The sequence below is a fragment of the Micromonospora sp. NPDC005686 genome (assembly GCF_042871665.1).
Taxonomy (GTDB): Bacteria; Actinomycetota; Actinomycetes; order Mycobacteriales; family Micromonosporaceae; genus Micromonospora.
Genome location: NZ_JBIAIY010000015.1, coordinates 23503 through 49479, shown reverse-complemented (window position 1 = coordinate 49479; position 25977 = coordinate 23503). Strand labels below are relative to the sequence as shown.

27 protein-coding genes and 1 pseudogene are annotated in these 25977 nt (G+C 72.4%); 10 read left to right on the top strand and 18 right to left on the bottom strand.

Features of this window, described 5'->3' with window-relative positions:
• Window positions 1-5 precede the first annotated feature (5 nt).
• Window positions 6-842 (top strand): NAD(P)-dependent oxidoreductase, encoded by an 837-nt coding sequence (locus ACFYON_RS27020; protein WP_355095459.1) that lies wholly within the window; start codon window positions 6-8, stop codon window positions 840-842.
• Here the strand turns inward: ACFYON_RS27020 and ACFYON_RS27015 are convergent.
• A pseudogene (locus tag ACFYON_RS27015) lies at window positions 820-1262 on the bottom strand (ArsI/CadI family heavy metal resistance metalloenzyme). The gene ACFYON_RS27020 and the pseudogene ACFYON_RS27015 overlap by 23 nt on opposite strands.
• A gap of 223 nt (window positions 1263-1485) precedes the next feature.
• The gene (locus tag ACFYON_RS27010; RefSeq protein WP_355095457.1) at window positions 1486-2280 is read right to left on the bottom strand and encodes a hypothetical protein; all 795 of its coding nucleotides are present in this window, start codon (window positions 2278-2280) and stop codon (window positions 1486-1488) included.
• Window positions 2281-2492: 212 nt separating this feature from the next.
• On the opposite strand from ACFYON_RS27010, the gene ACFYON_RS27005 reads away from it, so the two are divergent.
• Window positions 2493-3008 carry an SRPBCC family protein gene (locus ACFYON_RS27005; RefSeq protein WP_354866093.1) on the top strand — a complete coding sequence of 172 codons (516 nt, stop codon included), beginning with the start codon at window positions 2493-2495 and terminating at the stop codon, window positions 3006-3008.
• Window positions 3009-3043: 35 nt separating this feature from the next.
• On the opposite strand, the gene ACFYON_RS27000 is transcribed toward ACFYON_RS27005, so the two are convergent.
• Together ACFYON_RS27000 and ACFYON_RS26995 are read right to left on the bottom strand one after the other, a co-directional pair.
• On the bottom strand, window positions 3044-3748 hold the full coding sequence (locus ACFYON_RS27000; RefSeq protein WP_355095455.1) for a DUF2786 domain-containing protein: 705 nt from the start codon (window positions 3746-3748) through the stop codon (window positions 3044-3046).
• A 45-nt stretch (window positions 3749-3793) separates the two neighbouring features.
• On the bottom strand, window positions 3794-4183 hold the full coding sequence (locus tag ACFYON_RS26995; protein WP_043327529.1) for a hypothetical protein: 390 nt from the start codon (window positions 4181-4183) through the stop codon (window positions 3794-3796).
• Window positions 4184-4349: 166 nt separating this feature from the next.
• Here ACFYON_RS26995 and ACFYON_RS26990 point away from each other — a divergent pair, with 166 nt between their 5' ends.
• Entirely contained in the window at window positions 4350-5687 is a 1338-nt protein-coding gene (locus tag ACFYON_RS26990) for an ABC transporter substrate-binding protein (protein ID WP_354866097.1), read from the top strand.
• Window positions 5688-5751: 64 nt separating this feature from the next.
• Here the strand turns inward: ACFYON_RS26990 and ACFYON_RS26985 are convergent, their stop codons facing one another.
• On the bottom strand, window positions 5752-6495 hold the full coding sequence (locus tag ACFYON_RS26985; protein WP_355095452.1) for an enoyl-CoA hydratase/isomerase family protein: 744 nt from the start codon (window positions 6493-6495) through the stop codon (window positions 5752-5754).
• A 52-nt stretch (window positions 6496-6547) separates the two neighbouring features.
• Complete coding sequence (locus ACFYON_RS26980) at window positions 6548-7405, bottom strand: 3-hydroxyacyl-CoA dehydrogenase family protein (RefSeq protein ID WP_355095450.1); 858 nt, start codon at window positions 7403-7405, stop codon at window positions 6548-6550.
• Between the two features lie 163 nt (window positions 7406-7568).
• On the opposite strand from ACFYON_RS26980, the gene ACFYON_RS26975 reads away from it, so the two are divergent.
• Window positions 7569-7856: a hypothetical protein gene (locus ACFYON_RS26975; RefSeq protein ID WP_354866102.1), complete on the top strand. Its 288-nt coding sequence runs from the start codon at window positions 7569-7571 to the stop codon at window positions 7854-7856.
• 41 nt (window positions 7857-7897) lie between these two features.
• Here ACFYON_RS26975 and ACFYON_RS26970 read toward each other — a convergent pair whose 3' ends face one another.
• The gene (locus ACFYON_RS26970) at window positions 7898-8674 is read right to left on the bottom strand and encodes a class I SAM-dependent methyltransferase (protein WP_355093843.1); all 777 of its coding nucleotides are present in this window, start codon (window positions 8672-8674) and stop codon (window positions 7898-7900) included.
• Window positions 8675-8720: 46 nt separating this feature from the next.
• Between ACFYON_RS26970 and ACFYON_RS26965 the strand changes: the two genes are divergently transcribed.
• Window positions 8721-9119: a PPOX class F420-dependent oxidoreductase gene (locus ACFYON_RS26965; RefSeq protein WP_355093841.1), complete on the top strand. Its 399-nt coding sequence runs from the start codon at window positions 8721-8723 to the stop codon at window positions 9117-9119.
• Window positions 9120-9202: 83 nt separating this feature from the next.
• Here the strand turns inward: ACFYON_RS26965 and ACFYON_RS26960 are convergent, their stop codons facing one another.
• Window positions 9203-9412 carry a BldC family transcriptional regulator gene (locus ACFYON_RS26960; protein WP_007073996.1) on the bottom strand — a complete coding sequence of 70 codons (210 nt, stop codon included), beginning with the start codon at window positions 9410-9412 and terminating at the stop codon, window positions 9203-9205.
• Window positions 9413-9668: 256 nt separating this feature from the next.
• A complete protein-coding gene (locus tag ACFYON_RS26955) occupies window positions 9669-10508 on the bottom strand; it encodes a hypothetical protein (RefSeq protein ID WP_354866108.1) in 840 nt (279 codons plus the stop codon).
• A gap of 174 nt (window positions 10509-10682) precedes the next feature.
• Between ACFYON_RS26955 and ACFYON_RS26950 the strand changes: the two genes are divergently transcribed.
• Together ACFYON_RS26950 and ACFYON_RS26945 are read left to right on the top strand one after the other, a co-directional pair.
• On the top strand, window positions 10683-11765 hold the full coding sequence (locus tag ACFYON_RS26950; RefSeq protein WP_355093839.1) for a Glu/Leu/Phe/Val dehydrogenase dimerization domain-containing protein: 1083 nt from the start codon (window positions 10683-10685) through the stop codon (window positions 11763-11765).
• A 292-nt stretch (window positions 11766-12057) separates the two neighbouring features.
• A complete protein-coding gene (locus ACFYON_RS26945) occupies window positions 12058-12273 on the top strand; it encodes a DUF3073 domain-containing protein (RefSeq protein ID WP_013283429.1) in 216 nt (71 codons plus the stop codon).
• A gap of 133 nt (window positions 12274-12406) precedes the next feature.
• Here the strand turns inward: ACFYON_RS26945 and amcA are convergent, their stop codons facing one another.
• The 5 genes from amcA to ACFYON_RS26920 all read right to left on the bottom strand — a co-directional run bounded on the left by amcA (window position 12407) and on the right by ACFYON_RS26920 (window position 17067).
• Window positions 12407-12616, bottom strand: coding sequence for a multiple cyclophane-containing RiPP AmcA (gene amcA, locus ACFYON_RS26940; RefSeq protein WP_354866112.1), 210 nt, complete (start codon window positions 12614-12616; stop codon window positions 12407-12409).
• A complete protein-coding gene (gene amcB / locus ACFYON_RS26935) occupies window positions 12597-13688 on the bottom strand; it encodes a cyclophane-forming radical SAM peptide maturase AmcB (RefSeq protein WP_354866758.1) in 1092 nt (363 codons plus the stop codon). The genes amcA and amcB overlap by 20 nt, the downstream gene beginning before the upstream one ends.
• A gap of 127 nt (window positions 13689-13815) precedes the next feature.
• Window positions 13816-14970, bottom strand: coding sequence for a phosphoribosylformylglycinamidine cyclo-ligase (purM, locus tag ACFYON_RS26930; protein WP_354866114.1), 1155 nt, complete (start codon window positions 14968-14970; stop codon window positions 13816-13818).
• 56 nt (window positions 14971-15026) lie between these two features.
• Complete coding sequence (purF, locus tag ACFYON_RS26925; RefSeq protein ID WP_354866116.1) at window positions 15027-16544, bottom strand: amidophosphoribosyltransferase; 1518 nt, start codon at window positions 16542-16544, stop codon at window positions 15027-15029.
• Window positions 16545-16713: 169 nt separating this feature from the next.
• Window positions 16714-17067 carry a sterol carrier family protein gene (locus ACFYON_RS26920; protein ID WP_354866118.1) on the bottom strand — a complete coding sequence of 118 codons (354 nt, stop codon included), beginning with the start codon at window positions 17065-17067 and terminating at the stop codon, window positions 16714-16716.
• 160 nt (window positions 17068-17227) lie between these two features.
• On the opposite strand from ACFYON_RS26920, the gene ACFYON_RS26915 reads away from it, so the two are divergent.
• Window positions 17228-19594, top strand: a complete 2367-nt coding sequence (locus tag ACFYON_RS26915; RefSeq protein ID WP_357708078.1) for a carboxypeptidase regulatory-like domain-containing protein — start codon at window positions 17228-17230, stop codon at window positions 19592-19594.
• Between the two features lie 95 nt (window positions 19595-19689).
• Here the strand turns inward: ACFYON_RS26915 and ACFYON_RS26910 are convergent, their stop codons facing one another.
• The 4 genes from ACFYON_RS26910 to purS form a co-directional block, all read right to left on the bottom strand.
• Window positions 19690-20439, bottom strand: a complete 750-nt coding sequence (locus ACFYON_RS26910; protein WP_355093835.1) for a 2-phosphosulfolactate phosphatase — start codon at window positions 20437-20439, stop codon at window positions 19690-19692.
• Between the two features lie 10 nt (window positions 20440-20449).
• Window positions 20450-23155: a phosphoribosylformylglycinamidine synthase subunit PurL gene (purL, locus tag ACFYON_RS26905; RefSeq protein WP_354866124.1), complete on the bottom strand. Its 2706-nt coding sequence runs from the start codon at window positions 23153-23155 to the stop codon at window positions 20450-20452.
• A gap of 64 nt (window positions 23156-23219) precedes the next feature.
• On the bottom strand, window positions 23220-23903 hold the full coding sequence (gene purQ / locus ACFYON_RS26900) for a phosphoribosylformylglycinamidine synthase subunit PurQ (RefSeq protein ID WP_354866126.1): 684 nt from the start codon (window positions 23901-23903) through the stop codon (window positions 23220-23222).
• Window positions 23900-24163, bottom strand: coding sequence for a phosphoribosylformylglycinamidine synthase subunit PurS (gene purS / locus ACFYON_RS26895; RefSeq protein ID WP_013283420.1), 264 nt, complete (start codon window positions 24161-24163; stop codon window positions 23900-23902). The genes purQ and purS overlap by 4 nt, the downstream gene beginning before the upstream one ends.
• Window positions 24164-24631: 468 nt before the next feature.
• On the opposite strand from purS, the gene ACFYON_RS26890 reads away from it, so the two are divergent.
• Window positions 24632-25315, top strand: coding sequence for a trypsin-like serine protease (locus tag ACFYON_RS26890; RefSeq protein ID WP_354866128.1), 684 nt, complete (start codon window positions 24632-24634; stop codon window positions 25313-25315).
• A gap of 6 nt (window positions 25316-25321) precedes the next feature.
• Window positions 25322-25903, top strand: coding sequence for a YbjQ family protein (locus tag ACFYON_RS26885; protein WP_354866130.1), 582 nt, complete (start codon window positions 25322-25324; stop codon window positions 25901-25903).
• The last annotated feature ends 74 nt before the right edge of the window (window positions 25904-25977 follow it).

Genomic DNA, 25977 nt, shown 5'->3' with positions numbered 1-25977 from the left:
GGTGCATGCTGCAAGAATGCGGCCATGAGTTCACAGCCGGGCACGGTCGTGGTCACCGGGGCCGCCGGGCGGATCGGTTCGGCCGTCCGCCGATACCTGCGCGACGACGTCCGCCGACTCGTCCTGGTCGATCGGGTTCCCGTGCATCCGAGTCCCCGGCGGAGCGGGCGGTCCAACTGGATCTGGCGGACCTCGACGCGGTCGTCGCCGCGCTGGAGGGCGCTGACGCCGTGGTGCACCTGGCCGGCATTCCGGACGAGGCGCCGCTGGCCGACCTGCTCGACGCCAACGTGCTGGGCGCCTACCACGTGCTGGAGGCGGCCCGCCGGCAGGGCGTGGGGCGGGTCGTCCTGGCCAGCAGCAACCGGGTCACCGGCTTCTACCCGGTGGGCCAGGTCGTCGCACCGGACGCGCCGGTACGGCCGGACGGGTTCTACGCGGTGAGCAAGGTTGCCGTGGAGGCACTCGGGCGCATGTACGCCGACAAGTTCGGGCTGTCCGTCGTGTGCCTGCGGATCGGCAGCTTCGAGGACGTGCCGGACGAGGCGCGGTATCTGGCGACCTGGTTGAGCCCGCGCGACGGCGTGGGCTTCATCGGCGCGGCGCTCAGCGCGCCGGGGGTGCGGTTCCTGACCGCCTATGCCGTGTCCGCCAACACCCGCTCGTTCTGGGACACCACCACCGGCGCCCAGCTCGGCTATCTACCGGTGGACGACGCTGAGGTCTTCGCCCCTCAGGTGCCCGGTTCGGAGGACCCGATCGACGCCGCCGCCTTCCAGGGCGGCGCCTACACCAGCGCCGAATATTCCCTGCGGCACATCAGAGCCGCTCCTCCACCCTGACACCCGGCAGCGCGGCGGTGCCGGAGTCGCAGCAGGCTCTCCCGGCCACCTTTTCCAACTGCGGCGAGTCGCCCTTGACCGTGTAGACCTCCCAGCGCTCGTCGCCGGGGCCGCGTACCCAGACCTTGTCCTGGAGCGCGTAGCAGCACTCGGTGTCGTTCTCCTCCAGCGTGATCAGGCCGGACTCGGTGAGCCGGTTGGTCGCGGCGTCGACCTCCTCGGTGGTGGCCACCTCGACCCCGAGGTGGTCCATCACCGTCGGCAGGCCGGGCTCACCTTCGAGGAGTACGAGCTTCAGCGGCGGGCTCTCCACCACGAAGTTGGCGTAGCCGGGGCGGCGCTTGGCCGGCTCAGCTTGCTGTAGAAGGCCACGGAGCCTTCGAGGTCGGACACGCGCAGGGCGAGCTGGACGCGGGACATGTGCGCTCCCTATCTAGATGCCTGCCGAAGCAGCGCTAGCCTTGGCTCTTGTTTCGAACTCTGTCAACCTAGATAAGGGTCGAAAAAGTCACTTGCGGTCGTGAACCTCGACGCGGTCGCCGCTGCCCGCCGATGTCCGTACGCCTGGTGGAGCCGTGCCGGTGGTCCGGACACAAACTCTCGGATCACCGGAGCGAGGGCCGGGCGAGGGGTGCGACGGCGGTCAGGGTTTGGGAGGTTGGCGGTTCTGGGAGGGGTTGCCCTGGATCGCCTCCCAGACGCTTCGGCCGGCCTGCCGGAGTGCCTGTCCGGCCTGGCCCGCCAGTTGTGCCGCCTCGGCGGTGGCGCTCGCCGGCTGGCCGGAACGCTCCGAACCGCGCTTCTTCTCGGCGGGGCGGCCGGCCGACGGGCCAGCGGCCGGCGCCGACCCGGACTCCGCCTTTTCCTTCCGCCCGGCATCGGACCCCGGTGGCGGCTCCGGCCGTCGGGCACCGGCTGCCGGTGCGGGCTTCGCGCGATCACCACCGGTCGGCGGTGATGGCTCCGCCCGCGCCGGACCGGTGCGCTCGACCACCTCGCCGGCCGCGGCCACCGTACGGCCGTTTCGATTTACCACCGGCGCGGTGAGCCGGTGCACGTCGTCCAGGGTGGCAGTGGCCGAGCGGGCCAGCGCGTCGATCAGCTGCGGGTTGCGGTCGATGGTGGTCAGCGCCCGGTCCAGGATCCGCATCAGATTCTCCAGCCGTACCTTGAGCAGAGCCTCGGCGCTCACCCCGGTGACGTCGAGTTCGACGCCCGTCAGGTGTACCCGCACTCCGGCGTCGATCTGGAGCAGGTCGGCCAGCCGGGCGCGCAGCGACAGGTCGGCGTCGAGCCCGTCCACCGCGAGCCGGATCTCGTCGACAGTCAGTTCGGGCACGTCGAGCAGGACATCCGGCTCCGGCTCGGGACCGCCCGGCGAGGTGGGCTGCTCGTCGCCGGGGTCCGGAACTGGTTCGGTGGCTCGGCTGTCGGTCATGCTCCCCGCTCTCCCATCGGTCCGGTCGGCGGCGCTTACCCGCTTTCCGGTACGGCATCCGTCGCCCGCCGACACCTCCCGAAGCGCCGCCGCCCTTTGCGCAGAGCGTCTGTCCCGCCACTCAGCGCTGTCGGGAACCGGAGCTGCGGATGTCCGAAAGCGGCCGCTTCGGGAGCTGCACACCGAGACATGAGCCGGTATGGTCCGGACCTATGGGACAGGAGATGGCCGATCCGGATGAGGTCCGGCAGGAATCCGACCGCTTCTCCCTCCGCAGCAACCTGCTCGTCCCGGCGTCCGCCGAGCGGGCGTACGCCGTCTTCACCGGCGCACTGGCCGACTGGTGGGTACGTGAATACACCTGGTCCGGCCCGGAAGCGCTCACCGCGATCGGCATCGAACCGCGAGCCGGCGGCATGCTCTACGAGATCGGGCCCTACGGCTTCCGCAACGACTGGGGCCGCGTGCTGACCTGGGATCCGCCCCGACGGTTGGTGTTCACCTGGCAGATCGGCCCGGACCGGGTGCCGGTGCCGGATCCGGCGCGGGCCAGCGAGGTGGAGGTGCTGTTCCACTCCGACGGCCCGGAGCACACCCGGGTGGACGTCGAGCACCGCTACTTCGACCGGCACGGCACGGCGGCCGAGGGCTACCGCGAGGCGCTCACCGCGGGCTGGCACGAACTGCTCTGCCGCTACCTCGCGACCGTCGCCCGCACCACCGCCTGACCCGCACCGCCGGACGCACCCCGGGCGTCCCGAGGTCAGCCCGCGATGCCGGGCGCCGTGCCGCTGCCGGCCACGCCGGTGCCGCCCAGGTCGGCCCGGCGGCCGGCATCCGCGCCGGAACCGAAGCCACCGCCCGCCAGCCGCCGTCGCGGGGCGGTGCGTAACCGGGGGTACGCCTCGACGACCCGGCGCTGCACGCGGTCGGAGCGATCGGCGAGCACCAGAGCCGTCGAGGGCCCACCCGCCTCCGCCACCGCCTTGCTCTCGGCCGCGCGCAGTCTTTCCGCGACGACGTACGCGAACCCGGCCAGCCAGGTACGCCGGAACGCCGCCGGATGCTCCCCGGCCGGTACGGCAGCACCGGCGAGCCCGTGCGCGGCCTGCACCAGCAGCGAGGTGAACAGCAGCTCGACCCGTTCCAGGTCGCTGGCGAAGCCGAACAGGTGCATGACGAAGCCGTTGCCCTGCCGGCGGCGTACGCATCGGCAGCGCAGCGGTTCGGCGACCGCCGCGAGCAGGCCGGCCTTGTCCCGCGCGTACGGCGCGACCAGCTCGACGGTCCGGTCACCCACCGGGTCGACGGCCGGATCGCGTGCGGCGAGCAGCGCCCGGTCCACCCCGTAGCGGGCGATCAACTCGGTGGCCTTGGCCATGAAGGCCGCCGACTCGGCGGGCGTGCAGGCCCGGTCCTCGGCCTGGGCGAGCAGCTTGCGCACCTTGCTGAGCATCGCCTCGGACATGCACCCAGAGCTACCACAGTCGGGGGCGCCGACCGCGCGGCGGGCTCAGTCCGACCGGCTGCGCAGCGTGGCGATGGTCGAGCCGGCGAGGGTGAGGAGGCAGTCGGGCAGCAGCCCGTCGGCCGCCGCCGCCCCGAACAGCGCCTCGCCGGTGTCCGCGTCGTCGTTGGCGCACGCGCTGACGAAGCGGGCCACCCAGCGGGTGTCGTAGTCGGCCTGGTCGATGCCGGGGAAGTCGAGGGCGGCGCCGCCGGCCGGGGCGTCGTCGCCGAGCATGGTGGCGGCCAGGCACCACGCCACTCCGTACGCCCCGGCGAGGCCGGAGCGGTCCACCACCGCGTCGAACGTGCCCACCACCCCGGCGCCGTCCCCGGCGAGGGCCGAACGGAGCACGGCGGTCGCGTCGTCGAGCGTCTGCTGTGCTTCGTCGTTCACCCGCGGAACAGTATCGCCGGAGGTCAAGCGGTGACCCGGAAACAGCCCGTCGACCACGCACAGTGATACCCGCAGTCGGGGTGCCGACGCGGCCCACTCCACGGCCCCGTGTGCCGCACGAGCACGCTAAGGTGCGCAGCGGACCTTCGCCGGAGGAAGGACGACCATGCTGAGAACACGCACGTCGCGCGCGGCCCTGTCCATGGCCTGCGCGGCGCTCCTGCTCGCCACGAGCGCCTGCGGGAGCGACGAGCCGGAGGAAGCGCCCGCCACCCAGCTGCGCCTCTACGGCACCGACGGCAACATGACCAATTCGTACGCCGCGGAACTCAAGGACCGGGCGGATCTGGTGAACGGGATGAAGGGCACCACGCCCCTCACTCCGCTGCCGGAGAGCTTCAAGGAGCGGCTACTCGCCGTAGATCCGAAGCTGACCGACTTCCTCTACTCCGCCGAGTCCTACGACGCGGTCGTGATCAGCGTGCTGGCCGCCCAGCTCGCCGGCACCACCGCGCCGGCCGAGATCGCCAAGCAGATCGTCGGCGTGACAAACGGCGGCGAACGCTGCGACGACGTGACGGCCTGCCTCCAGCTCGCCCGCGCCGGCCGGGACATCGAGTACCGGAGCGTGTCGCTGATTCGCGCCGGATTCACCGACGCCGGCGAGCCATCCACCGCGAGTTACGGCACCCGGCACTTCGACAACCAGAAGATCGACGACAGCAAGACGGAGTTCGTCGGCGCCGGTGAGGAGTCCGGGGCGAGCGCCAAGACCGCGCCGCGTGGTCGCAAGCTGCGTGACGGCAAGGCCAAGGACGCCCCGCTGGTCCTCGGCGGGCTGCTGCCGAAGACCGGTGACCTGGCACTGGCGGGACCGCCGCTTGTGGCCGGCGCCGCGCTGGCGATCCGCGAGGTGAACGCCGCCGGCGGCGCGCTCGGTGAGCCGGTCAAGTGGATCGAGGGCGACGACGGCACCAACCCGGAGATCGCCAAGGCCACTGTCGCCTCGCACGTCAGCAAGGGCGTCCACGTCATCATCGGCGCGGGCGGCTCCGGCATCTCCCGGGCCGTGCTGCCGGACGTGGTGGCCGCCGGGCGGATCCTGTTCTCCCCGACGAACACCGACGCCGGGCTGAGCACCGTGGACGACAAGGGCCTCTACTTCCGTACCGCGCCGCCGGACAGCCTCCAGGGTCGCGCGCTGGCCGACGTGATGCTCCGGGACGGGCCCCGCAAGATCGTGATTCTGGCCCGTAAGGACTCCTACGGTGAGGGTCTGCAGGAGAACGTCCGCTCCGAGCTGGAGAAGGCCGGGATCGGCGCGGACCGGGTCAAGCTGCTGACCTACGAGCCGCCCGCGGACCCGAAGACGCCGCTCGACTTCACCGGCGTCGCCAAGGAGATAAAGGCCTTCGGGCCGGAGGCGCTGCTGCTCATCGGCTTCGGTGAGTCCGCACCGGCCATTCCGGCGCTCGCCGACGCGGGAGTCGACATCAAGCACTGAGGCCTACCGACGTGGGGGCCGCACCGGAGGACACCGGTGCGGCCCTTGTCGTCTCTCGCCGTCGTCAGCGCGACCGGCGCCGCTCCAAGAACTCGGTCATCCGCCGGTGCTTCTCCTCGTCCTCGAACAGCACCGCCTGGCTCAGCAGGTCGAGCTGCGGGTGCGCGGCCGCAGGGGCGTCCACCGCCAGCTTGGTCAGCCGCAGCGCCAGCGCGGAGCCCTTCGCCATCTCGTCGAGCAGGCCGTGCGCGGTCGGCAGCAGCTCCGCCGGGTCGGCAACCACCCGGTTCACCAGCCCGATCCGCAGCGCCTCCTCGGCGTCCACCCGCCGGCCGGTGAACAGCAGCTCCTTGGCCCGGGCCTCACCGATCAACGCCGGCAGCCGGTAGGTCGCGCCGGCGCCGGCCAGGATGCCCAGCCGTACCTCGGGCTGGCCGAACACCGCGCGGTCCGTGCACACCCGGAGATCGCAGGCGTACGCCAGCTCGGCGCCGCCGCCCAGCGCCGGCCCGTCGACGGCCGCGACGGTGGGCATCGGCAGCGCCCGGATGCGGGCGAAGACGCCCTGGTTGATGGCGGCCAGCGCGTCCAGCCGGCCGCGTTCACGGAGCTGGGCGATATCGGCGCCGCCGGCGAAGATGCCCGCCGTCCCACCGGTGAGCAGCAGCAGCCGGGGGCGCGCCTCCAGGTCGGCGCAGACCGCGTGCAGCTCACCCACCAGGTCGGCGTCGATGGCGTTGCGCTTCTCCGGCCGGTCCAGTGTGACCACGAGCCGGTCCGGCAGCTCCTCGATCCGCAGCCCGCTCACCGTGCCAGCCTTTCGTTCGCGACTGCGGGGCTCGCAAGCTCACTCCTCGCGCTCACTGCTTCACGCCGTCCTTCCAGGTGTAGAAGCCCTGCCCCGACTTCTTACCCAGTTTGCCGGCGGCGACCATCTCGACGAGCAGCGGCGGCGGCGCGAAGCGGTCCCCGTACGCGGCCTGGAGCGTGCGCGCGATGTCGAGCCGCACGTCCAGCCCGACCAGGTCGGTCAGCTCCAGTGGGCCGATCGGGTGCCGGTAGCCGAGCACCATCGCCTTGTCGATGTCGGCCGGGCTCGCCACCTCGTCGGCCACCATCCGGATCGCCTCCAGCCCGAGCGTGACGCCGAGCCGGGAGGTGGCGAAGCCGGGCATGTCGCGTACCACGACGGGGTCCTTGCCCAGCCGGCCGGCGAGCGCGACGGCCGCCTCGGTGGTCTGCGGTGCGGTGGCCGGGCCGACCACCACTTCGAGCAGCGCCATCGCCCACACCGGATTGAAGAAGTGCAACCCGAGGAAGTCAGCGGGACGCTCCAGCCCGGCGGCCAGGCCGGTGATCGGGATGCTCGACGTGTTGCTGCCCAGCAGCGCCGGACGGCGGCTCTCCGCCTCGCGCAGGACGGCGCGCTTCAGGTCGAGCCGCTCGGGCACCGCCTCCACGATCACGTCGGCGCCCTCGGCCACCTCGGCGAGCCCGCCCCGGAGCGTGACGCGGGCCCGGTTGGCGGTGGCGGCCGCCTCGGTCAGCTTGCCGCGCCGCACACCCCGGTCCCACAGTTCGCCGAGCCGGCGCAGTGCCTCGGCGCCCCGGGCGGGGTCGACCTCGACCAGTTCGACCGCGTACCCGGCGCCGGCCGCCACGTACGCGATGCCGAGGCCCATGGTGCCGGCCCCGACAACCACAAAACGACCACTCATCGGTGTCCCCTCGCCGCGGCGGGGGCGCGCGGGGTCTCCGCCGCCGGGCCCGTCCGCTCGCTCGTTCCTGCATGCGACCCTATGCATGGCCGGGCCGCCGGAGATGCGTGGGGGCGAAGCGGACGGGGTAAGGACGGCCGTCAACGCCGAAGGAAGGAACGAGATGAGCCAGGCACCGGAGAGCGCGGAGAGCACCGAGACGGTCGAGACCCGCGGCGACGAGCGGGTGGACCTGCTCCGTGCGGACACCAACAACGACGGCAAGACCGACGTGTGGGTGGTGGACACCGACGGCGACGGCAAGGCCGACCTGTTCCAGTTCGACACCGACGGTGACGGCAAGGTGGACATCACCATGGTGGACATCGACGAGGACGGCACGCCGGACGAGGTGGTCGACGGCGACGGTGGGCTGCCCCCGGAGGAGACCACCCCCACCATCCAGGTCTGAGCGGTACGGGGGAACCGCCGGATGCCCGGCGGCTCCCCCGCTCACCGCAGCGCCAGCGTGGCGAGGTAGTAGGGGTGGTCGGTGTCGTCCACGTCGGTCAGTCGCCACGGTGAGCCGTGGGCCAGCTCGGCGAACTCCTCGGGCGAGCAGACCAGGTAGTCGAACCACTCGGTGCCGAGCATGCGGTACCGCAGCCGAAGCCGCAGTTGCCCGCCGATCCGGCCCCGCTGCCGGTTGCGCTCGTGATAGGCGGTGTGCACCGGGTCGGTGGTGCCGTACGGGTCGGTGCCGTGGGCGATCACCCGCGCGCCGGGGCGGGCCAGCGCGGCGAGCGCGGCGAGCATCGCCGGGGCCCGTTCCCGCCCCTCGAACAGGCCGAGATTGTTGCCGAGCAGCAGGAACGTGTCGTACCGGCGGCCGTCGGCGGCGTGCTCGTCGACGGTGCCGTGCACGAGGTCGCGTACGCCCCGGTGGCGGCTGACCCGCAGCGCGCCGAGCGAGGTGTCCAGCCCGGTGACCGGCACGCCCCGGTCCTGGAGGTGCAACGCGATCCGGCCGGCGCCGACGCCGACGTCGAGCACGTGCCCGCGTACCCGGTCCACGGCCCGGTGGTCGTGCGGCTGCCACAGCTGCGGCGGGTCCAGGTAGTGCCCGGCGGGAGCGCCGTTGACGAGCCCGTCGTCACGCTCGATGATCTCGATGACCGGCCGGGGCAGGCGACCGCCGGCCATCGGGCGCGGCCCGATTCCGGTGGCGACCGCGTACGCGTCGCGGATCATCTCGCCGAACACGTCGCCGATCTCGGGTTCCCCGGTCATGCCCGCAACGCTATCCGGGGGTCGGCGACGCCGTATCCTTGGCGGCGTGACCGACCTGGACCGCCTGGCAGCGGAGAAGTACGTCCTGCTCACCACGTTCCGCAAGGACGGCCGGGCGGTGCCGACTCCGGTGTGGGCGGTACGCGACGGCGACGGCCTCGCGGTGTGGACGGTGGCCGACTCCGGCAAGGTGAAGCGCATCCGGCGGGACGGCCGGGTCACCGTCGCGCCGTGCGACGTGCGCGGCCGGCCGCACGGTGCGGCGGTGCCGGGGCACGCGACGATCGCCGATCAGGAGGGCACCGACCGGCTGCGGGGCCTGCTGAAGCAGAAGTACCGGCTGATCGGGCGGCTGAGCCTGCTGGGCAGCCGGCTGCGCCGGGGTGGGCGCGGCACGGTGGGGCTGCGGATCGTGCTGGACGGGCCGCCCCCCGGACACGACTGAGTCCTGGAAACGACTGAGGGCGGTGGATCGTCGCTGCCGCGACGGCACCGCCCCTGATCGGAACGCCGGAGAACGCCGGTTCGTCAGTCTCCTTGGCGCTGCTGGGGGATCTGCCCCTGTAGCAGAGCCCGAACCTCAGACTCGCGGTAGCGGCGGTGGCCGCCCAGGGTCCGGATGGCGCTGAGCTTGCCAGCCTTGGCCCACCGGGTCACCGTCTTCGGGTCGACACGGAACATCGACGCCACCTCGGCCGGTGTGAGTAGCGGCTCAGGTTCGTGCGTTCGCGATGCCATCGGGGTCACTCCTCCACATGTATAGACATCGGCCGGGGTCCCGCCGGCCGACGCGTCTCCCATGGTCCGGCTAGTCCCCGATGTCCGACATGGGCCGAACGGCTGAAGGTCCCTAGACGGACGGATGAACCATGCCCGATTTTTACGACTTTTATGCCGCAGAACCTGCCTTATCCGGACTCATGATCACGGGTCGTGACGCATCAACTACGAGACACACTCGTGTCCAAGGCCATTAAATATGGCAAACCGGGCGTCAGTTGCAGCGCTCCAGCAGTTGCACCGCGCGCCAGCGGGCGACCAGCTTGTCGTACGCGGCGGACGCCTCCTCGGCCTCGCCCCGGCCCAGTCCGGACAGTCCGGTGGCGACCAGTTCGGTCGAGTCGTCGGCCTCCAGCGTCTCGTCCGGCAGCAGTTGCACCAGGCCGCCGTAGTCCAGCTCGACCACCGAACGCGGGTGGAACTCCTCCAGCCACCGGGCCGCCTCCTCGACCGCCTCGGTGATCGGCGCCTCGCCTATCGACTTGCGCAGCACCGACAGCGCCCGGGACGCCCGGCGACGCGCCTTGGAGATCTCCGTGCGGTAGCGCAGCGCCCGCCGCTCCGGCTCGGTGACCAGGTGCCGCTCACCGGCCTCGAACAGCACGAACCAGCGCAGCGGCACCCCCCAGGTGGCGATCTGCTCGTGCACCCGCGGCACCCCGTGCTCCAGCACCCGGGCCCCGCTGCGCCAGTCCTCCACCACGGCCTTCGCCTGCCCGGCGAGCACCGGCGGCACGAACGCGTCGGCCAGCACCGGGGGCACACCGTCGCGGGCGCTCAGCGCCGCCTCGGCGACCCGGATCCGCAGGTTCCACGGGCAGACCAGCAGCGCGTCGTCGGCCTCCAGGACGTACGCCTCGTCGGGCAGGTCGGGCAGCCGGGTCCAGCCGGCGCCGAGCGCCTCGATCACCGCCGTCCGTTGCCGTACCGGCCCCTCCAGCGGGGCTATGGCGCGGCCCTCGCTGACATACCGGCGCCAGTACGACTGCCGATCCCGGTCGAAGGCGGTGAGCGGCTCGTACACGCGCAGGTATGAGGCGAAGAGCGACGGCACGGCGCGATCCTCCCACGAGACGGGACCGCCCGTCGCCGCCCTCGGGTCCGTGGCGTGACATGCGCGACAGTACGGCTCGGGCCGATATTAGGCTCAACGACACCGGCAGCATCCCGCCGGCGTGCCACCAGGTTCCGCACCCCACAAGGGCGCTCACCGACACAGGAGTCAGCCATGAGCGTATTCGCCAGTACCGACGACCCCGTTCCCACAGGGCATGAGCAGGTCGTGTTCTGCCAGGACAAGCAGTCCGGCCTGAAGGCGATCATCGGGATCTACTCGACCGCGCTGGGTCCCGCGCTCGGCGGCACTCGGTTCTACCCGTACGCCAGCGAGGCCGACGCCCTCGCCGACGTGCTCGACCTCTCGCGCGGCATGGCCTACAAGAACGCCCTGGCGAACCTCGACCTCGGTGGCGGCAAGGCGGTCATCTGGGGTGACCCCGACCAGATCAAGAGCGAGGCGCTGCTGCGCGCGTACGGCCGCTTCGTCGAGTCGCTCAACGGCCGCTACTACACCGCCTGCGACGTGGGCACCTACGTGGCGGACATGGACGTGGTCGCCCGCGAGACCCGCTTCGTGACCGGGCGCAGCGTGGAACACGGTGGCGCCGGCGACTCCTCGATCCTCACCGCCTGGGGCGTGTTCCAGGGGATGCGGGCCGCCGCCGAGCACGTCTGGGGCAGCCCGACGCTGACCGGCCGCCGGGTCGGCGTGGCCGGGCTGGGCAAGGTCGGCAAGTACCTCACCGCCCACCTGCTCGACGACGGCGCCGAGGTCGTGGCGACCGACGTCAGCCCGCGCGCCCAGGAATGGGCGCGCACCACCCACCCGCAGGTCACCCTGGTCGACGACACCGCGGCGCTGGCCGCCTCCGACATCGACGTGTACGCCCCGTGCGCGCTCGGCGGCGCGCTGAACGACGACACGGTGCCGGTGCTGCGGGCGAAGGTGGTCACCGGGGCGGCGAACAACCAGCTCGCCCACCCGGGCATCGAGAAGGTGCTCGCCGACCGGGGCATCCTCTACACGCCGGACTACGTGGTGAACGCGGGCGGCGTGATCCAGGTGGCCGACGAGATCGAGGGCTTCAACTTCGACCGCGCCAAGCTGCGCGCCACCCGGATCTTCGACACCACCCGGCAGATCCTCCAGCTCGCCGACGACGAGGGCGTGCCGCCGGCGGTCGCCGCGGACCGGCTCGCCGAGCGGCGGATGGCCGAGGTCGGCCGGCTGCGCACGATTCATCTGCGGTGAAGCTCACCTCCGAGGGCGGAGCGGCGGCTCCACCCTCGGGGGCCGCGCACGTTAAGCTGACCATCGGCCCCGTTCATACCGGTTCGTCCGGTGTCACGGCCAGCCCCGGGTTCTACCCCTTACCCGGTACACTTTGTGACGGCTGGACCACAGCGACGCGCAGGTCCGGTCGACGGTGACCCGAGGTGCCGAACGATGGCATCCCCATGTACCGTAAGAGCCACGAGAGATGCCTGACGTCATCGGGGCCCGCCTTCGGGCTGCCCCGCATTCTGTGCGAGGGGGTCGAGCCATGGGGCGCGGCCGTGCTAAGGCCAAGCAGACGAAGGTGGCCCGGGAGTTGAAGTACCACTCCCCGAACACCGACCTAACCGCCTTGCAGCGCGAACTGGCGGGTAGTGGAAAGTCTGAGCACAACTTCGACGACGACTACAAAGAGTATGTCGACGACGATGACGAGGACCATGCGGACGACGACCCGGACACCTGGGCTCGTCCGACCCGCTGACCTCCGGTCACATCTGAGCACGCGGTAACCCCCGCGTGCTCACGCATGTGCTCTGCTGAGTCGGCGTACGACCGACGATGCAGGGGCCTGCCGTGCCGACTCGCCGGCAGGTCCCTGATCGCGGAACCGACCCTCAGCGCGGCCGGTTGTTCCAGTTGTAGAACGTCGGGATGTTCTCGAAGTGGTTCCAGGCGCAGACCGCGTTGGCGCCGTCGCCCGACACCTCCGCCCGCAGCAGCCGTGCCGCCTCCGCCTCACGGAGCAGAGCGGTAAGCCCCGCAGCGGCCTCCCGCACCCGGTCGGCGACGGCCTCCCGGTCGGTGTCACTGATGGTCTCGGGCATGCTCCAACACTCCCTCCAGTAGGCGGATCTTGCTGTTGCGGCAGTGCTCGGTCTCCGTGCCGTCGAAACGCCCCAGCTCGAAGTAACGGTTGGCGGCGTGCCCGCCACCGCAGAACCCGAAGTACGCGCAGGACTCCCGGCACGCCTCCACGCCGGTGAGGAACTCGCCCACCCACGGCGTACCGGCCGCGCCGGCGAGGATGTCGCGCAGCGGCGTGGCGAGCACGTTTCCGCTGGCGAAGTCGCCGTAGTGCGGGTCGGTGAAGCCGGCCAGCTCCGGCGAGAGCACCACCACCGAGCCGTCGTGCCCGACCGTCGGGATCGGGTCGAGGCTACGGGGCAGCAGGTCGTGAGCGGTGCCGGCCAGCACCGCGCCCGCGTATCGCAGCGACCACTCCACCTCACGCAGGTGGATCCGGGGATCCCGCCGCCAGGCCGCCACCAACTCCGCCCAGAACCCGGTGACCGCGCCCGCGTCCCGGGCGTTCGTCCGGGTGTTGACGCCCTCGGTCTCCTCGATGTTGACGCCGAGCACGTCGCAGCCCAGGTCGAGGAAGTAGTCGTACAGCTCGGTCGCCAGGCCCGGCTCCGGCCGCGAGACCACCGCGAGCGCCGAGAACGGCAGGCCGTGGCGGCGCAGCGCCGTCACGCCCGCCACGATCCGGTCGTACGCGGGCCGCCCGCCCCGGGTGACCCGCTCGGCGTTGCGCGCCTGCGGCCCGTCCACGCTGACACTGACCCGCACCCGGTGCTCGGCGAAGAACGCGCACCAGGCGTCGTCGATCAACGTGGCGTTCGTCTGCACGTGGTGCTCGACATCCGGCCCGAACGGCGCCAGCAGCGCGGCCAGGTGCTCCCGGCCGGCCGCGAGCGGCTCGCCGCCGTGCCACACCACGGAGAAGCGACCGTCCGCGGCCCACTGGTTCACCGACGCCGCCACCGCCTCGGCGACGGCCACCGGCATCCGCCTGTCGACGGCCCGCAGGGGCAGGTAGCAGTAGGCGCAGTCGAGGTTGCACAGCGTCGTCGGCTGCATCACCACGTACGACGGGACGACGGCGATGCCCCGCATACCCTCGGGCGTGCGCGCAGCCATCAGCACCTCCCCCGCCTGCCTGAAAACCGAACCTCCAGGCTAGGCCGAGGCGACCGCCCGGGTGAACCCCCGATCAGCTGCCCGGCCGATTGGCGCAGGGTGATCAGCCTCGGGTGTGCTGCCCGACCATCTGCACGTTGCCGGACCCCTCGATGATCTCGCCGGCCTGCCAGGCGTCCACGCCCCGGCCGGTCAGGGTGGCCAGCGCGCGGTCGGCGTCCTCGGCGGAGACGATCGCGAACATGCCGACGCCCATGTTGAACGTCGCCTCCATCTCCGGGTCCTCGATCCGGCCCTTGGACTGGATCAGGTCGAAGATCGGCTGCGGCTTCCAGGTGGAGCGGTTCACCACGGCGTCGACGTGCTCGGGCAGCACCCGGACCAGGTTGCCGGGGATGCCGCCGCCGGTGACATGGGCCAGCACCCGCACCTCGGCCTCGGTGATCAGCTTGAGGCAGTCCTTCGCGTAGATCTTGGTCGGGGTGAGCAGCTCCTCGCCGAGCGTCCGCTGGCGGCCGAAGTCGTCGATCACCACGTCCAGCCGCATCCGGCCGGCGCCGAGCAGCACGTGACGGACCAGCGAGTAGCCGTTGGAGTGCAGGCCGGACGAGCGCATCGCGATCACCACGTCGCCCACCTCCACCCGCTCCGGGCTGAGGATCTCGCTCTCCTCCACCACGCCGACGCCGGTGGCCGAGATGTCGTACTCGTCCGGGCGCAGCACGCCCGGGTGCTCGGCGGTCTCGCCACCGAGCAGGGCGCAGCCGGCGTACCGGCAGCCGTCCGCGATGCCGGCGCCGATCTCGGCGACCTTGTCCGGCACGACCTCGCCGGTGGCGATGTAGTCGAGCAGGAACAGCGGCTCGGCGCCGCAGGCCACCAGGTCGTCGACGACCATGGCGACCAGGTCGATGCCGACCGTGTCGTGGATGTCGAGCTGCTGGGCGATCACCAGCTTGGTGCCCACGCCGTCGGTCGAGGAGGCCAGGATCGGGTTCTTGTACTTCTTCGTGTCCAGCCGGAACAGGCCGGCGAAGCCGCCCAGGTCACCCATGACCTCGGGGCGCCGGGTCTCCTTGACCTTGGACTTGAGCAGCTCGACCGCGCGGTCGCCCGCCTCGATCGACACCCCGGCGTCGGCGTACGAGACCGAGCGTTTGCGCTGCGTCCGGCCGGACCCCGCCGACCAGGGCTGGCGGTCGCCCCCGGCGCCCGTCGGGCTGGATCCTGCGCCGCTGCGCTCGGACACGTGCGTCACGGTTCTCCCCTTTGTGGTTCCGCGGTCCCGGAGCGGCCGGACCCGCGTCGGTGGTGCTACGGGTGGTGGGTCGGTGTGGCGACGAGCGGAGTGGCGGACTCGGCCGCCTCGGCGGCGACCCGGCGTCCCACTCCTTCGAGCACGTGCTTGCCGATCAGGTTCCCGGCGGGCAGTTCGATCGGGTACTCCCCATCGAAGCACGCCCGGCAGAGCCGGCTCTTCGGCTGCTCGGTCGCGGCGATGAGACCGGGCAGCGATACGTAACCGAGCGAGTCGGCGCCGATGGACCGCCGGATGCCGTCGTTGTCCAGCCCGTTCGCCAGCAGCTCGGCGCGGGTGGCGAAGTCGATGCCGTAGAAGCAGGGCCAGCTCACCGGCGGCGAGGAGATCCGGACGTGCACCTCCAGGGCGCCCGCCTCGCGCAGCAACCGGACGATCGCCCGCTGGGTGGTGCCCCGCACGATCGAGTCGTCCACCACCACCAGGCGCTTGCCGCGCACGTTCTGGCGTAGCGGGTTCAGCTTCAGCCGGACGCCGAGCTGGCGCAGCGTCTGCGAGGGCTGGATGAACGTGCGCCCGACGTACGGGTTCTTCATCAGGCCCTGGCCGTAGGTGATGCCGGACTCCTCGGCGTAGCCGATGGCGGCCGGTGTGCCGGACTCCGGCACCGGGATCACCAGGTCGGCCTCGACCGGGTGCTCCTTGGCGAGCTGGCGGCCGATCTGCACCCGCGCGGCGTGCACGTTGCGGCCGGCGATGGTGGCGTCCGGCCGGGCGATGTACACGTACTCGAAGAGACAGCCCTTGGGCTCGGGCGAGGCGAACCGGCTGGACCGCAGCCCGTTCTCGTCGATGGCGATCAGCTCGCCCGGCTCGACCTCGCGGACCACGCTCGCGCCGACGATGTCCAGCGCGGCGGTCTCGCTCGCCACCACCCAGCCGCGTTCGAGCCGGCCGAGCACCAGCGGGCGTACGCCGTGCGCGTCGCGCGCCGCGTAGAGCGTCGACTCGTCCATGAAGACGAAGCTGAACGCGCCGCGGAGCTGGGGCAGCACCTCCAGCGCGGCCGCCTCGACCGACAGGTCGGGACGGCTGGCCAGCAGCATCGTGACCAGCGAGGTGTCGTTCGTCGAGCCGTCGGAGTCAAGCCCTCGCACGGCCGCCTCGCGCTGCAACTCGGCGGTGTTCACCAGGTTGCCGTTGTGCGCCAGCGCGATGGTGGTGCCGGCGCTCGTGGCCCGGATGGTCGGCTGGGCGTTCTCCCAGGTCGAACCGCCGGTGGTGGAGTAGCGTGCGTGCCCGATCGCGACGTGCCCGCGCAGGCTCGCCAGCGTCGGCTCGTCGAACACCTGGGCGACCAGGCCGAGATCCTTGTAGACGACGACACCGGAACCGTCGCTCACCGCGATGCCCGCGGCCTCCTGACCGCGGTGCTGGAGGGCGTAGAGCCCGAAGTAGGTGAGGTTGGCGACCTCTTCACCCGGCGCCCAGACGCCGAAGACGCCGCACGCGTCCTGTGGGCCGGGTCGCTGGGGGTCAAGGTCGTGGCTCAGCCGGCCATCGCCTCGGGGCACCTGCCGCTCCCTCGCAGTGGGGTCTGGACCGGCCTGGCGGAGTCGGGGGGTCAGCTCCCCACACATGGGCCGGGACCGTCGTCGGGTTCTCAGTGTACGCGACCAGCAGTCGCCACCGACAGTCACGAGATGTCAGCTCAGCGTGAGCGGCGTTCCCGCTGTCCAATGCCTAAATCGGGAGGTACGGGGAGAGGTCAGCCCGGTTTCCGGACACCCGGATGCGACCTTCGGTGACGGTCTGCGCCCAACCCAGGCGGCCGGTGGCGACCGCCAGCCACGTCGGCGGATCCATCTCCACCACGTTCGGCGGCGTGCCGCGGGTGTGTCGTGGACCACTCACGCACTGGACCGCACCGTAGGGTGGGACGCGCACCTCCACCGATCGGCCGGGCGCACGATCCGCGAGGGCAGCCAAGAGCGTCCGGACCGCCTCCCGGAGCACCGGCCGTTCGGGCGTACGCCCCTCATCCAGCGCCGCCAGCGCGGCGCGTACCGCTTCGGAATAAGCGTGCGGAGAGGACACGACGGGACGATACGACCCGCCGGGACGCCGCCCGACGGCGGCCCTGGGTAGAGATGATCCGGTCAGACAAGGCATAGTTGCCGACGGCGTTATTCGTACCGTGAGTGATCAACCTCGGCCCGGCGGCCGGCGGAGAGGTCAGACCCGGAAGGCGGTGGACGTGTCAACACACCGACGTGCCTGGAAGCAGCGGGCCGGTGTGGTCGTGGCGCTGGTTTCCGGCGCCCTGCTCACCGTCCCCGCAGCCCCCGCCCTCGCAGCCGGCGTCAGCGTCGCGCCCGGATCGATCACGGTCAACGCCGGAAGTGACGCGACCGTGAGCGTTCAAGTCACTCCCGGCGACGGCGACGAGAACGCGGAGATCGGCCTGACGGGCCTGCCGGCCGGTGTCAGCTGCGCCTCGGGCTGCGGCCAGATCAACTTCCCGCCTGGGAACAACAGGCCGAGGACTCAACTGCTCACCATCCGCGCCAGCGACAACGCGCAGGACGCAAACGCCTCGGTCACGGTGCAGGTGCGGCCCAGCAACTCGGACCCGGCCACCGGCAACTTCCAGCTGGCGGTCAAGGGCAAGGCCCCGGAGCCGCAGCAGCCGCAGACGGTCAAGACGGTCTCCGGCAAGGTGGTGAACGCCGACGGCGAGCCGATCTCCGGCGCCCTTGTCATGCTCCGCGACAGCGCGGGCAAGGAACGCCGCACCAACACCAGCGGCAACGGCAACTTCAGCTTCAGCGGCTCCGAGTCGAACCCGATCGCACCCGGCCGGATCGACCTCGGCGCCTCCACCGACGGCGCCTCGCCCGTCGCCCGGTCGATCAACGCGAACGCCGGCCAGTCGGTGACCGGCGTCCGGCTCAGCATCCAGGTGAAGGCGTCGGCGAGCCCGAGCGCCACCCCGTCGGCCAGTGAGTCCGCGCCGCCGTCGGAGGAGCCGATCGAGGAGGAGCCGGCCGACACACCGTCGGCCGAGGCGCCCGCCGCGCAGCAGCCGACCGCGAACGAGGACTCCGGCGGCTTCGGCTCCTGGCTGCTCATCCTGCTCGGTGGCCTCTTCGTCGCCGTCGGCGTGGGCACCATCGTGCTGCTCTACCTGCGCCGCAAGAACGAGGGCGACGACGACGGCGACGGTCCGGGTGGGCCGGCCGGTCCGGGTGGCCCCGGTGGCCCCACCGCGATCCCGGCGGCCCGGGGCGCCTACCACGGCACTGACGACCAGACCCGGGTGGTGAACGGGATGGGCGCCGGGCCGGCCGCGACGATGGCCGGCGGCCCGTCGATCAGCGACGCCCCCACCATGCTCCAGCGGCCGGTCGTGGACGACGTCCCGCCGGACCCGTACGGCGCACCGCCCGGCACGTCCTACAGCGTCGGCGGCGGCCAGGGCGGTTACGGCTACGGTGAGGACGCGCCCGGTCAGGGCGGTTACGGCGCGGGCGGCTACGGCAACGCGCCCTCCTCGGGCAGCGGCTACGGCAACGGCCCCACCTCCGGCGCCGCCTACGGCAACGGCCCCACCTCCGGCGCCGCCTACGGCAACGGCCCGTCCTCCGGCGCCGGCTACGGCAGCCCGGACTACGCCGCCGGCGCCGCGGCCGGTGCGGCCGGTGCGGCCGGTTACGCGGCCCAGGGCGGCGGATACGGCAACGAGCGCTTCGACGAGCCCACCGGCCGCTACACCGGGGACAGCAGCACCCAGTACGCCCCGGCTGCCGACCCGTACCCGACCAGCACCTACCAGCCGGAGCAGGACCGCGGCTACGACCAGGCCGGCTCGGCCTCGTACGGCCGTGGCCCGGAGCAGGGCGACGGCTACGGTGCTGCCGCCGGTGGCTACGGCGCGGCCCCGGGCGGCTACGACAGCGGCCAGCAGGGCGGGTACGGCGAGCCGACGGGCGCCTACGGCAACGCCGCGGGCGGCGGCTACGGCGACAACCCGCCCGGCGGTTACGGCGACGCCCCGGCCTACGGCGACGCCCCGGCCTACGGCGACGCCCCGGCCTACGGCGGCCGGGCGGCGGGCGCGGGCTACGGCGACGCCCCCGCCGGCGGCTACGACAAGCAGCCCGGCGGCTACGACAGCGGCCGTCAGCAGGGCGGATACGGCGACGCGCCGACCGGCGGCTACGACAACCCCGGCGGTGGCTACGACACCCGCTCGCCGGGTGGCTACGACAAGAGCGCCGGTGGCTACGACAGCGGCGCGACCGGCGGCTACGACAGCGGCCGTCAGCAGGGCGGGTACGGCAACGCGCCGACCGGCGGGTACGGCAACGCCGGTGGCGGCTACGACGGCGGTCACCAGTCGGGCGGCTACGGCCAGCAGGGCGGCGGATACGGCGACGGGTACGGCGACGGGTACGGCCAGGCCCCGCAGGGCGGATACGGCCAGCAGGGCGGATACGGCCAGGAGCCGCCGCAGCAGCAGCGCGGGGGCGGCTACGACAACGACCCGGCGCAGGCCGGTGGTGCCCGCCCGGACGCACAGCCGGACCGTTCCGGACGACGCCTCGACTGGCTGGACGACTGACCCGTACCAGACGTAGGAACTGTGGCCGCCCGCGAGAAGTGGGCGGCCACATTCTCGTCAGCGCGCCGCGCTCCCGGAAGGCGTGAAGGCGCTGCTCAGGCGGGGGCGAAGTAGCCCTGGCGGAGCACCGGCACCACGTCGGAGGCACCCACAGCGGTCGCCACCGCGACGTCCTCGGCGAAGCCGCCCTCGGCGAGTTCCCGCCCGGAGACGCATCCCCGGACCGCGGCCGGCACGTCCGGCGTGCTAGCCAGCGCGGCGAGCGCCATCGCGGCCTCCACCGAGAGCCCACCGGGCACCCCGGCGAGCGCGTCGAGTACGCAGGCCGCACCGAGCTGGTCCTCCACGCAGGGCCGCAGTGACCCGTCGGGCCAGCGCTCGCCGGCCGCCACCACGCCCACCGGGGCGTCGTTCGAGCCGTACCCCTCGGCGCGGAGCCAGCGCCCGACGGCGGGTGCGTTACGCAGGCAGGCGGCGACCACCGGCACGCCGGTGGCGCTCGCGGCGGCGCTGATCGCCGAGCCGTTCGGCGACGGCAGCACCAGGTCGGCCACGACGGGCGCGGACCGCAGCGCCGCCGGGGAGAGCGACCACGGATGCTCCGGAGTCGTCTGCCGGCGGCCCACAGCGGTCACCGCCCCCAACCGGCGGGCGTAGTCGGCGGCCTGCTCACCCCACGGGAACGGGTGCACCCGCATGCCGCGGCTCACCGCTACCTCCACGGCGGTGGTGAACGACAACACGTCCACCACCACCAGGGCGGCACAGACCCGGCCGAGTTCCGCCGCCCCGGTCAGTCCCCAGTCGAACCGGGCACCGGCGCCGGGTTGGGCGAAGACGGCCAAGGCCACCGCCTCAGCGCTGACCCGGCGCCGGCTCACCAGAAGCCGGACCGTCGGACCCGTCGGCGGGCGCCGACTCGTCCTGGGCCGGGGTTCCGTCGACGGCAGGCGTCGCGTCGGCCGGCACGTCCTCATCCGACGCCGCAGCCGGCGCGTCGGGCTCCGCCGTGGCGGCGGGCGCGAACGCCTCGGCGTCGGCCGGCGGGGTGTCCCGGCCGGCCTTGGCGATCGGCTCGGCGTCGACCTCGGCCGGGTCCACGCCGACCGGCTGCTCGGCGGTGGCCGGAAGCACAGTGGTGGTCCCGGTACGGGTCGCCGCCACCTCCACCCGGGCCGCCTCGGCGGCGCCGAACAGGCGCGGGAGCGTACCGGTGTGCGCTTCGCGCAGCTCGTCCAGGCCGATCCGGAACTGGCCGTGCACCTCCAGCGCGCCGGAGGCCGGGTCGGTGACGCCGACGAACTCCCACGGCACGCCGCGCTCGGCGCACAGCGCGGTGAACGCCTTCTCGTGGCCGCGCGGTACCGACACCAGCACGCGGCCGGCGGACTCGCTGAACAGGAAGACGAACGGCATCGAGCCGTCGGCGAAGTGCTCCGGCACCACGACTCGGGCGCCGACGCCCCGGCGCAGGGCCGACTCGACCAGGCTCTGCGCCAGGCCGCCGTCGGAGAGGTCGTGCGCGGAGCTGAGGTGCCCGACCCGGGCCGCCTCGGCCAGCAGCTCGGCGAGCTGCCGCTCGCGGGCCAGGTCCACCTGCGGCGGGATGCCGCCCAGGTGCTCGTGCGTCACCCAGGCCCACTCCGAGCCGGACAGCTCGACGTGCGTCTCGCCCAGCAGGAAGAGCTGGTCGTGGTCGCCGGCCGGGCGCGGCACGAAGCCCATCGGCACCCGGTTGGCGACGTCGTCGAGCACGCCCAGCACGCCGACCACCGGGGTCGGGTGGATGGCCGCCGCGCCGGTCTGGTTGTAGAAGCTGACGTTGCCGCCGGTGACCGGGATGCCCAGCTCCAGGCAGCCGTCCGCCAGGCCACGCACGGCCTCGGCGAACTGCCACATCACGCCCGGGTCCTCCGGCGAGCCGAAGTTCAGGCAGTTGGTCACCGCGATCGGCTTCGCACCGGTCACCGCCACGTTCCGGTACGCCTCGGCCAGCGCCAGCTTCGTCCCGTGGTACGGGTCGAGGCGGGCGTACCGGCCGTTGCCGTCGACGGAGAGCGCGACACCGAGGCCGCTGCGCTCGTCGATCCGGATCACGCCGGAGTCCTCCGGCTGGGCGAGCACGGTGTTGCCGAGCACGTACCTGTCGTACTGCTCGGTGACCCAGGTCTTGTCGGTCAGGTTCGGCGACGCGATCATGCGCAGCACGGTTTCCCGGAGCGCCTCCGGGGTGCTCGGCCGGGGCAGCGTCTCGGCGCGGTCGGCCTGGAGCAGGATCAGGTCGGCCGGCTCGCGCATCGGCCGGGCGTACACCGGGCCGTCGTCGACGAGCGAGCCCGGCGGCACGTCCACCACGAGCTGATCGCGCCAGGTGACGACGAGCCGGCCCGGCTGGCCGTCCGCCGACGGGGCGGTGACCTCGCCGATGGCGGTGGCCCAGACACCCCACTTCTCGGCGGTCTTGAGCACGGCGTCGAGCTTGTCCGGCGAGACGACGAGCAGCATCCGCTCCTGGGACTCGCTGGCCAGGATCTCGTGCGGCTCCATCGAGGGCTCGCGCAGCGGCACCCGCTCCAGCCAGACCCGCATGCCGGTGCCGGCGGAGGCGGCGGTCTCGGTCAGGGCGCAGGTCAGGCCGGCGCCGCCGAGGTCCTGGATGCCGACGACCAGTTCGGCGTCGTACAGCTCCAGGCACGCCTCGATCAGCAGCTTCTCCATGAACGGGTCGCCGACCTGCACGGACGGGCGACGCTGCTCGCTGCCCTCGTCGAAGGTGGCGCTGGCCAGCACGGACACGCCGCCGATGCCGTCGCGGCCGGTCTTGGCGCCCATCAGCACCACGATGTTGCCGGGGCCGGTGGCGTCCTTCTTCTGCAGCCGGTCGACCGGCAGCACGCCCAGGCAGAGCGCGTTGACCAGCGGGTTGCCCTGGTAGCAGGGGTCGAAGACGACCTCGCCGCCGATGTTGGGCAGGCCCAGGCAGTTGCCGTAGCCGCCGACGCCGGCGACCACGCCGGGCAGGACCCGGGCGGTGTCCGGGTGGTCGGCCGCGCCGAAGCGCAGCGGGTCCATCACGGCGACCGGGCGGGCGCCCATGGCGAGGATGTCGCGGACGATGCCGCCGACACCGGTCGCCGCGCCCTGGTACGGCTCGACGAAGCTCGGGTGGTTGTGCGACTCGACCTTGAAGGTCACCGCCAGCTCGTCGGAGACCTGGACCACGCCGGCGTTCTCCCCGATGCCGGCGAGCAGTCGGTCACTCGGCGGCGCCTTCTCGCCGAACTGGCGCAGGTGCACCTTGCTCGACTTGTAGGAGCAGTGCTCGCTCCACATGATCGAGTACATGGCCAGCTCGGCCTGGGTGGGCCGGCGGCCGAGGATGTGCCGGATCCGGTCGTACTCGTCGTCACGGAGGCCCAGCTCGGCGTACGGCTGAAGCTCCTCCGGCGTGCCGGCGGCCCGGGGGACGGTGTCCACGCTCAGCGCCCAGTCGTCGATCGCGCCGGCCTGCGGCACCACGCCCTGGCGCTCGCGCAGGGCCGGGTCCGGATGGGTGGTCATGACGTCTCCTTGCTGCGCTCGCCGCCGGTACGGCGGGTGAGCCGACCGATGTTCCCGGCCACCATCACGCCGGCGCTCCCACCAGATGCTTGAGCACCGAGGTGAAGAAGCCGAGGCCGTCCAGGGAGGGGCCGGTGAGCGCCTCCACCGCGTGCTCGGGGTGCGGCATGATGCCGACGACGTTGCCGGCCTCGTTGGTGATCGCCGCGATGTCGCGCTGCGATCCGTTGGGGTTGCCGCCGATGTAGCGAGCGACGACGCGGCCCTCGCCCTCCAGCCGGTCGAGCGTCGCGGTGTCGGCGACGTAGCAGCCCTCGCCGTTCTTGACCGGGATGAGCACCTCCTGGCCGGGCTGGAACGCGTTCGTCCAGGCGGTGCCGGTGCTCTCGATCCGCAGGACCTGGTCCCGGTTGCGGAAGTGCAGGTGCTGGTTGCGGGTGAGCGCGCCGGGCAGCAGGTGCGCCTCGCAGAGGATCTGGAAGCCGTTGCAGATGCCGAGCACCGGCAGGCCACCGCGCGCGGCCTGGACGATCGTCTCCATCACCGGGGCGAACCGGGCGATGGCGCCGCAGCGCAGGTAGTCGCCGTAGGAGAAACCGCCGGGCAGGACGACGGCGTCCACCCCGTGCAGGTCCGGGTCGCCGTGCCAGAGCCGGACCGCCTCGGCGCCGGCGATCCGTACGGCCCGGGCCGCGTCCCCGTCGTCGAGGGAGCCGGGGAAGGTGACCACACCGACCCGGGCGGTCACGACTGCGCGCCCGCGGTCTCGTCGGCGGTGACCACGTGGACGGTGAAGTCCTCGATGACCGGGTTGGCCAGCAGCTTGTCGGCGATCTCCCGGGCCCGGTCCAGGTCTGGTTCGCCGGTGAACTCGATCTCGATCCGCCTGCCGATCCGAACCGAGGCGACGTCGCTGACGCCGAGTCGGGGCAGCGCGTTTGCGACGGCCTGGCCCTGCGGATCGAGGATCTCGGGCTTGAGCATGACGTCGACTACGACGCGAGGCACTGGGCACTCCTGACTGTGTACGCAGTTGGGTGCCGGCCCAACAATCGGGCGAGCGCAGCCAGCCTACCTGGCAGATACCGCCCGGCCCGCACCGGCCGGGGGCAGTTCCGGCACTGACGGACGCGCCCGACGGCGGTGGAAGGGTGTCGTTGCCCGTTCGTTGCGGCGTCGATGCGAATTCGTTGCGCTGCGTGCTTGCGAGCACCCCTCGACAGCACCTCCCAGCAGGCATTCTGCCGCTAAACACCCCACCTTGGACCGGTATCCGACAGCCCGCCCGCGCGGCGCGCGGCACACGTCAGGCATCAGCGAGTTTCGATCAACGCCTTGTGACACCGGGCGGCGCCGCCGTAACATGCATCGTCAGATGTCGATGAGGTAGATCGACCTCCCTCGCCGGCCACCCCACCCGGCGGGTGTCACCCCCTGCCCGGCAACCCCGGGCGCCTGCGCAGAAGGAGCCCCGACATGCGCCTCCGTCCCCTGCTCGCCGTGCTGACCACCGCGCTGGCCGGCGTCCTCGCCACGGCCTCCGGCGCCACCGCCGCGCCGGCCGGCCCGCAGCCGATCATCGGCGGCGGCACCGTCTCGTCGGCGCCGTGGGCCGCCGCCGTCTTCAGCAACGGCTCGTTCACCTGCTCCGGCAGCGTGATCGCGCCCCAGTGGGTGCTCACCGCCCGGCACTGCGTCAGCGGCACCATGTCCGTCCGGGTCGGCAGCGTCTACTACGCCTCGGGCGGCGTCACCCGCACCGTGAGCGCCTCCTACACCCGCAACGACCTGGCCCTGCTGCGCCTGTCCAGCACGGTCAGCACCTCCGCCGTGTCGCTGGCCACCAGCAACCCGCCGGTCGGCTCCACCAACACCATCTACGGCTGGGGCATGACCTGCTACAGCGGCTGCGGCGCGTCGCCCCAGCTCAAGACCGCCAGCGTACGGGTGACCAGCACCAGCGTCACCGACGCGTACGGCGGCCAGGCGATCCGGAGCACCCGGGTCAACGGCAACGCGTGGCGGGGCGACTCGGGCGGCCCGCAGTTCTACAACGGCCGGCAGGTCGGCGTCGCCTCCACCGCCGACGGCTCCAGCATCCAGAACTACGGCAGTGTCGCGTACAACCGGTCCTGGATCACCTCGACGGCCGGTGTCTGACGGTTGATGCCGGTGCGGCGCGGATCGGCCGGGTGCGACCCGGGCGTCCGCGCCGCGCCGTTTTTCAGCATCCGATCAGCTGAACGGGGCTCGCGAAACACCCGCCCGGGGACTGACAGCATCGGAAGCGTGCTGGTCGTGACGACGGATCAACTGCCCGGCTACGAGATCCGCCAGATCCTCGGCGAGGTGGTCTCCTCGATGGCAAGGACCCGCAACCCGTACCGCGAGGGGGTCAAGAACCTGCGCGGTGGCGCCTACGACCCGCTTGCGCCGGACAACCTGACCCGCTGGCGCACCGACTCGGTGGCCCGCCTCGGTGAGGAGGCCCGCCGGCTGGGCGCGAACGCGGTGATCGGCATGCGCTTCGACAGCCGCGACTGCGGCGAGATGTGGATGGAGATCTGCGCGTACGGCACTGCGGTGATCGTCGCGCCGAAGACGCCGGACGTGATGCCGCCGGACCAGCCGGCGATCGCGGCCGAGACCGCCCACGACCCGGAGATCGCCTCCGCGCCCGGTGGCATCGCCGAACCGGCAAGCGCCCCCAACCTGAGTTCCGCCGCCGAAACCCCCACCGGCACCTGACCGCCCTCGTTGGCCGCGTCGATCATGAAGTTGACGGCAGGAATGATCTCCTTGAGGGCCGCCAACTTCATGAT

Coding starts and splice junctions, on each gene's coding strand:
- ACFYON_RS27020 (WP_355095459.1), top strand. CDS start 6: ATGCTGCAAGAATGCGGCCATGAGTTCACAGCCGGGCACGGTCGTGGT.
- ACFYON_RS26945 (WP_013283429.1), top strand. CDS start 12,058: ATGGGGCGCGGCCGTGCTAAGGCCAAGCAGACGAAGGTGGCCCGGGAG.
- purL (WP_354866124.1), bottom strand. CDS start 23,155: ATGACCACCCATCCGGACCCGGCCCTGCGCGAGCGCCAGGGCGTGGTG.
- ACFYON_RS26980 (WP_355095450.1), bottom strand. CDS start 7,405: ATGAGTGGTCGTTTTGTGGTTGTCGGGGCCGGCACCATGGGCCTCGGC.
- ACFYON_RS26990 (WP_354866097.1), top strand. CDS start 4,350: ATGCTGAGAACACGCACGTCGCGCGCGGCCCTGTCCATGGCCTGCGCG.
- ACFYON_RS26970 (WP_355093843.1), bottom strand. CDS start 8,674: ATGACCGGGGAACCCGAGATCGGCGACGTGTTCGGCGAGATGATCCGC.
- ACFYON_RS27000 (WP_355095455.1), bottom strand. CDS start 3,748: ATGTCCGAGGCGATGCTCAGCAAGGTGCGCAAGCTGCTCGCCCAGGCC.
- ACFYON_RS27010 (WP_355095457.1), bottom strand. CDS start 2,280: ATGACCGACAGCCGAGCCACCGAACCAGTTCCGGACCCCGGCGACGAG.
- ACFYON_RS26890 (WP_354866128.1), top strand. CDS start 24,632: ATGCGCCTCCGTCCCCTGCTCGCCGTGCTGACCACCGCGCTGGCCGGC.
- ACFYON_RS26950 (WP_355093839.1), top strand. CDS start 10,683: ATGAGCGTATTCGCCAGTACCGACGACCCCGTTCCCACAGGGCATGAG.
- ACFYON_RS26885 (WP_354866130.1), top strand. CDS start 25,322: ATGCCGGTGCGGCGCGGATCGGCCGGGTGCGACCCGGGCGTCCGCGCC.
- amcA (WP_354866112.1), bottom strand. CDS start 12,616: ATGCCCGAGACCATCAGTGACACCGACCGGGAGGCCGTCGCCGACCGG.
- ACFYON_RS26960 (WP_007073996.1), bottom strand. CDS start 9,412: ATGGCATCGCGAACGCACGAACCTGAGCCGCTACTCACACCGGCCGAG.
- ACFYON_RS26975 (WP_354866102.1), top strand. CDS start 7,569: ATGAGCCAGGCACCGGAGAGCGCGGAGAGCACCGAGACGGTCGAGACC.
- amcB (WP_354866758.1), bottom strand. CDS start 13,688: ATGCGGGGCATCGCCGTCGTCCCGTCGTACGTGGTGATGCAGCCGACG.
- ACFYON_RS27005 (WP_354866093.1), top strand. CDS start 2,493: ATGGGACAGGAGATGGCCGATCCGGATGAGGTCCGGCAGGAATCCGAC.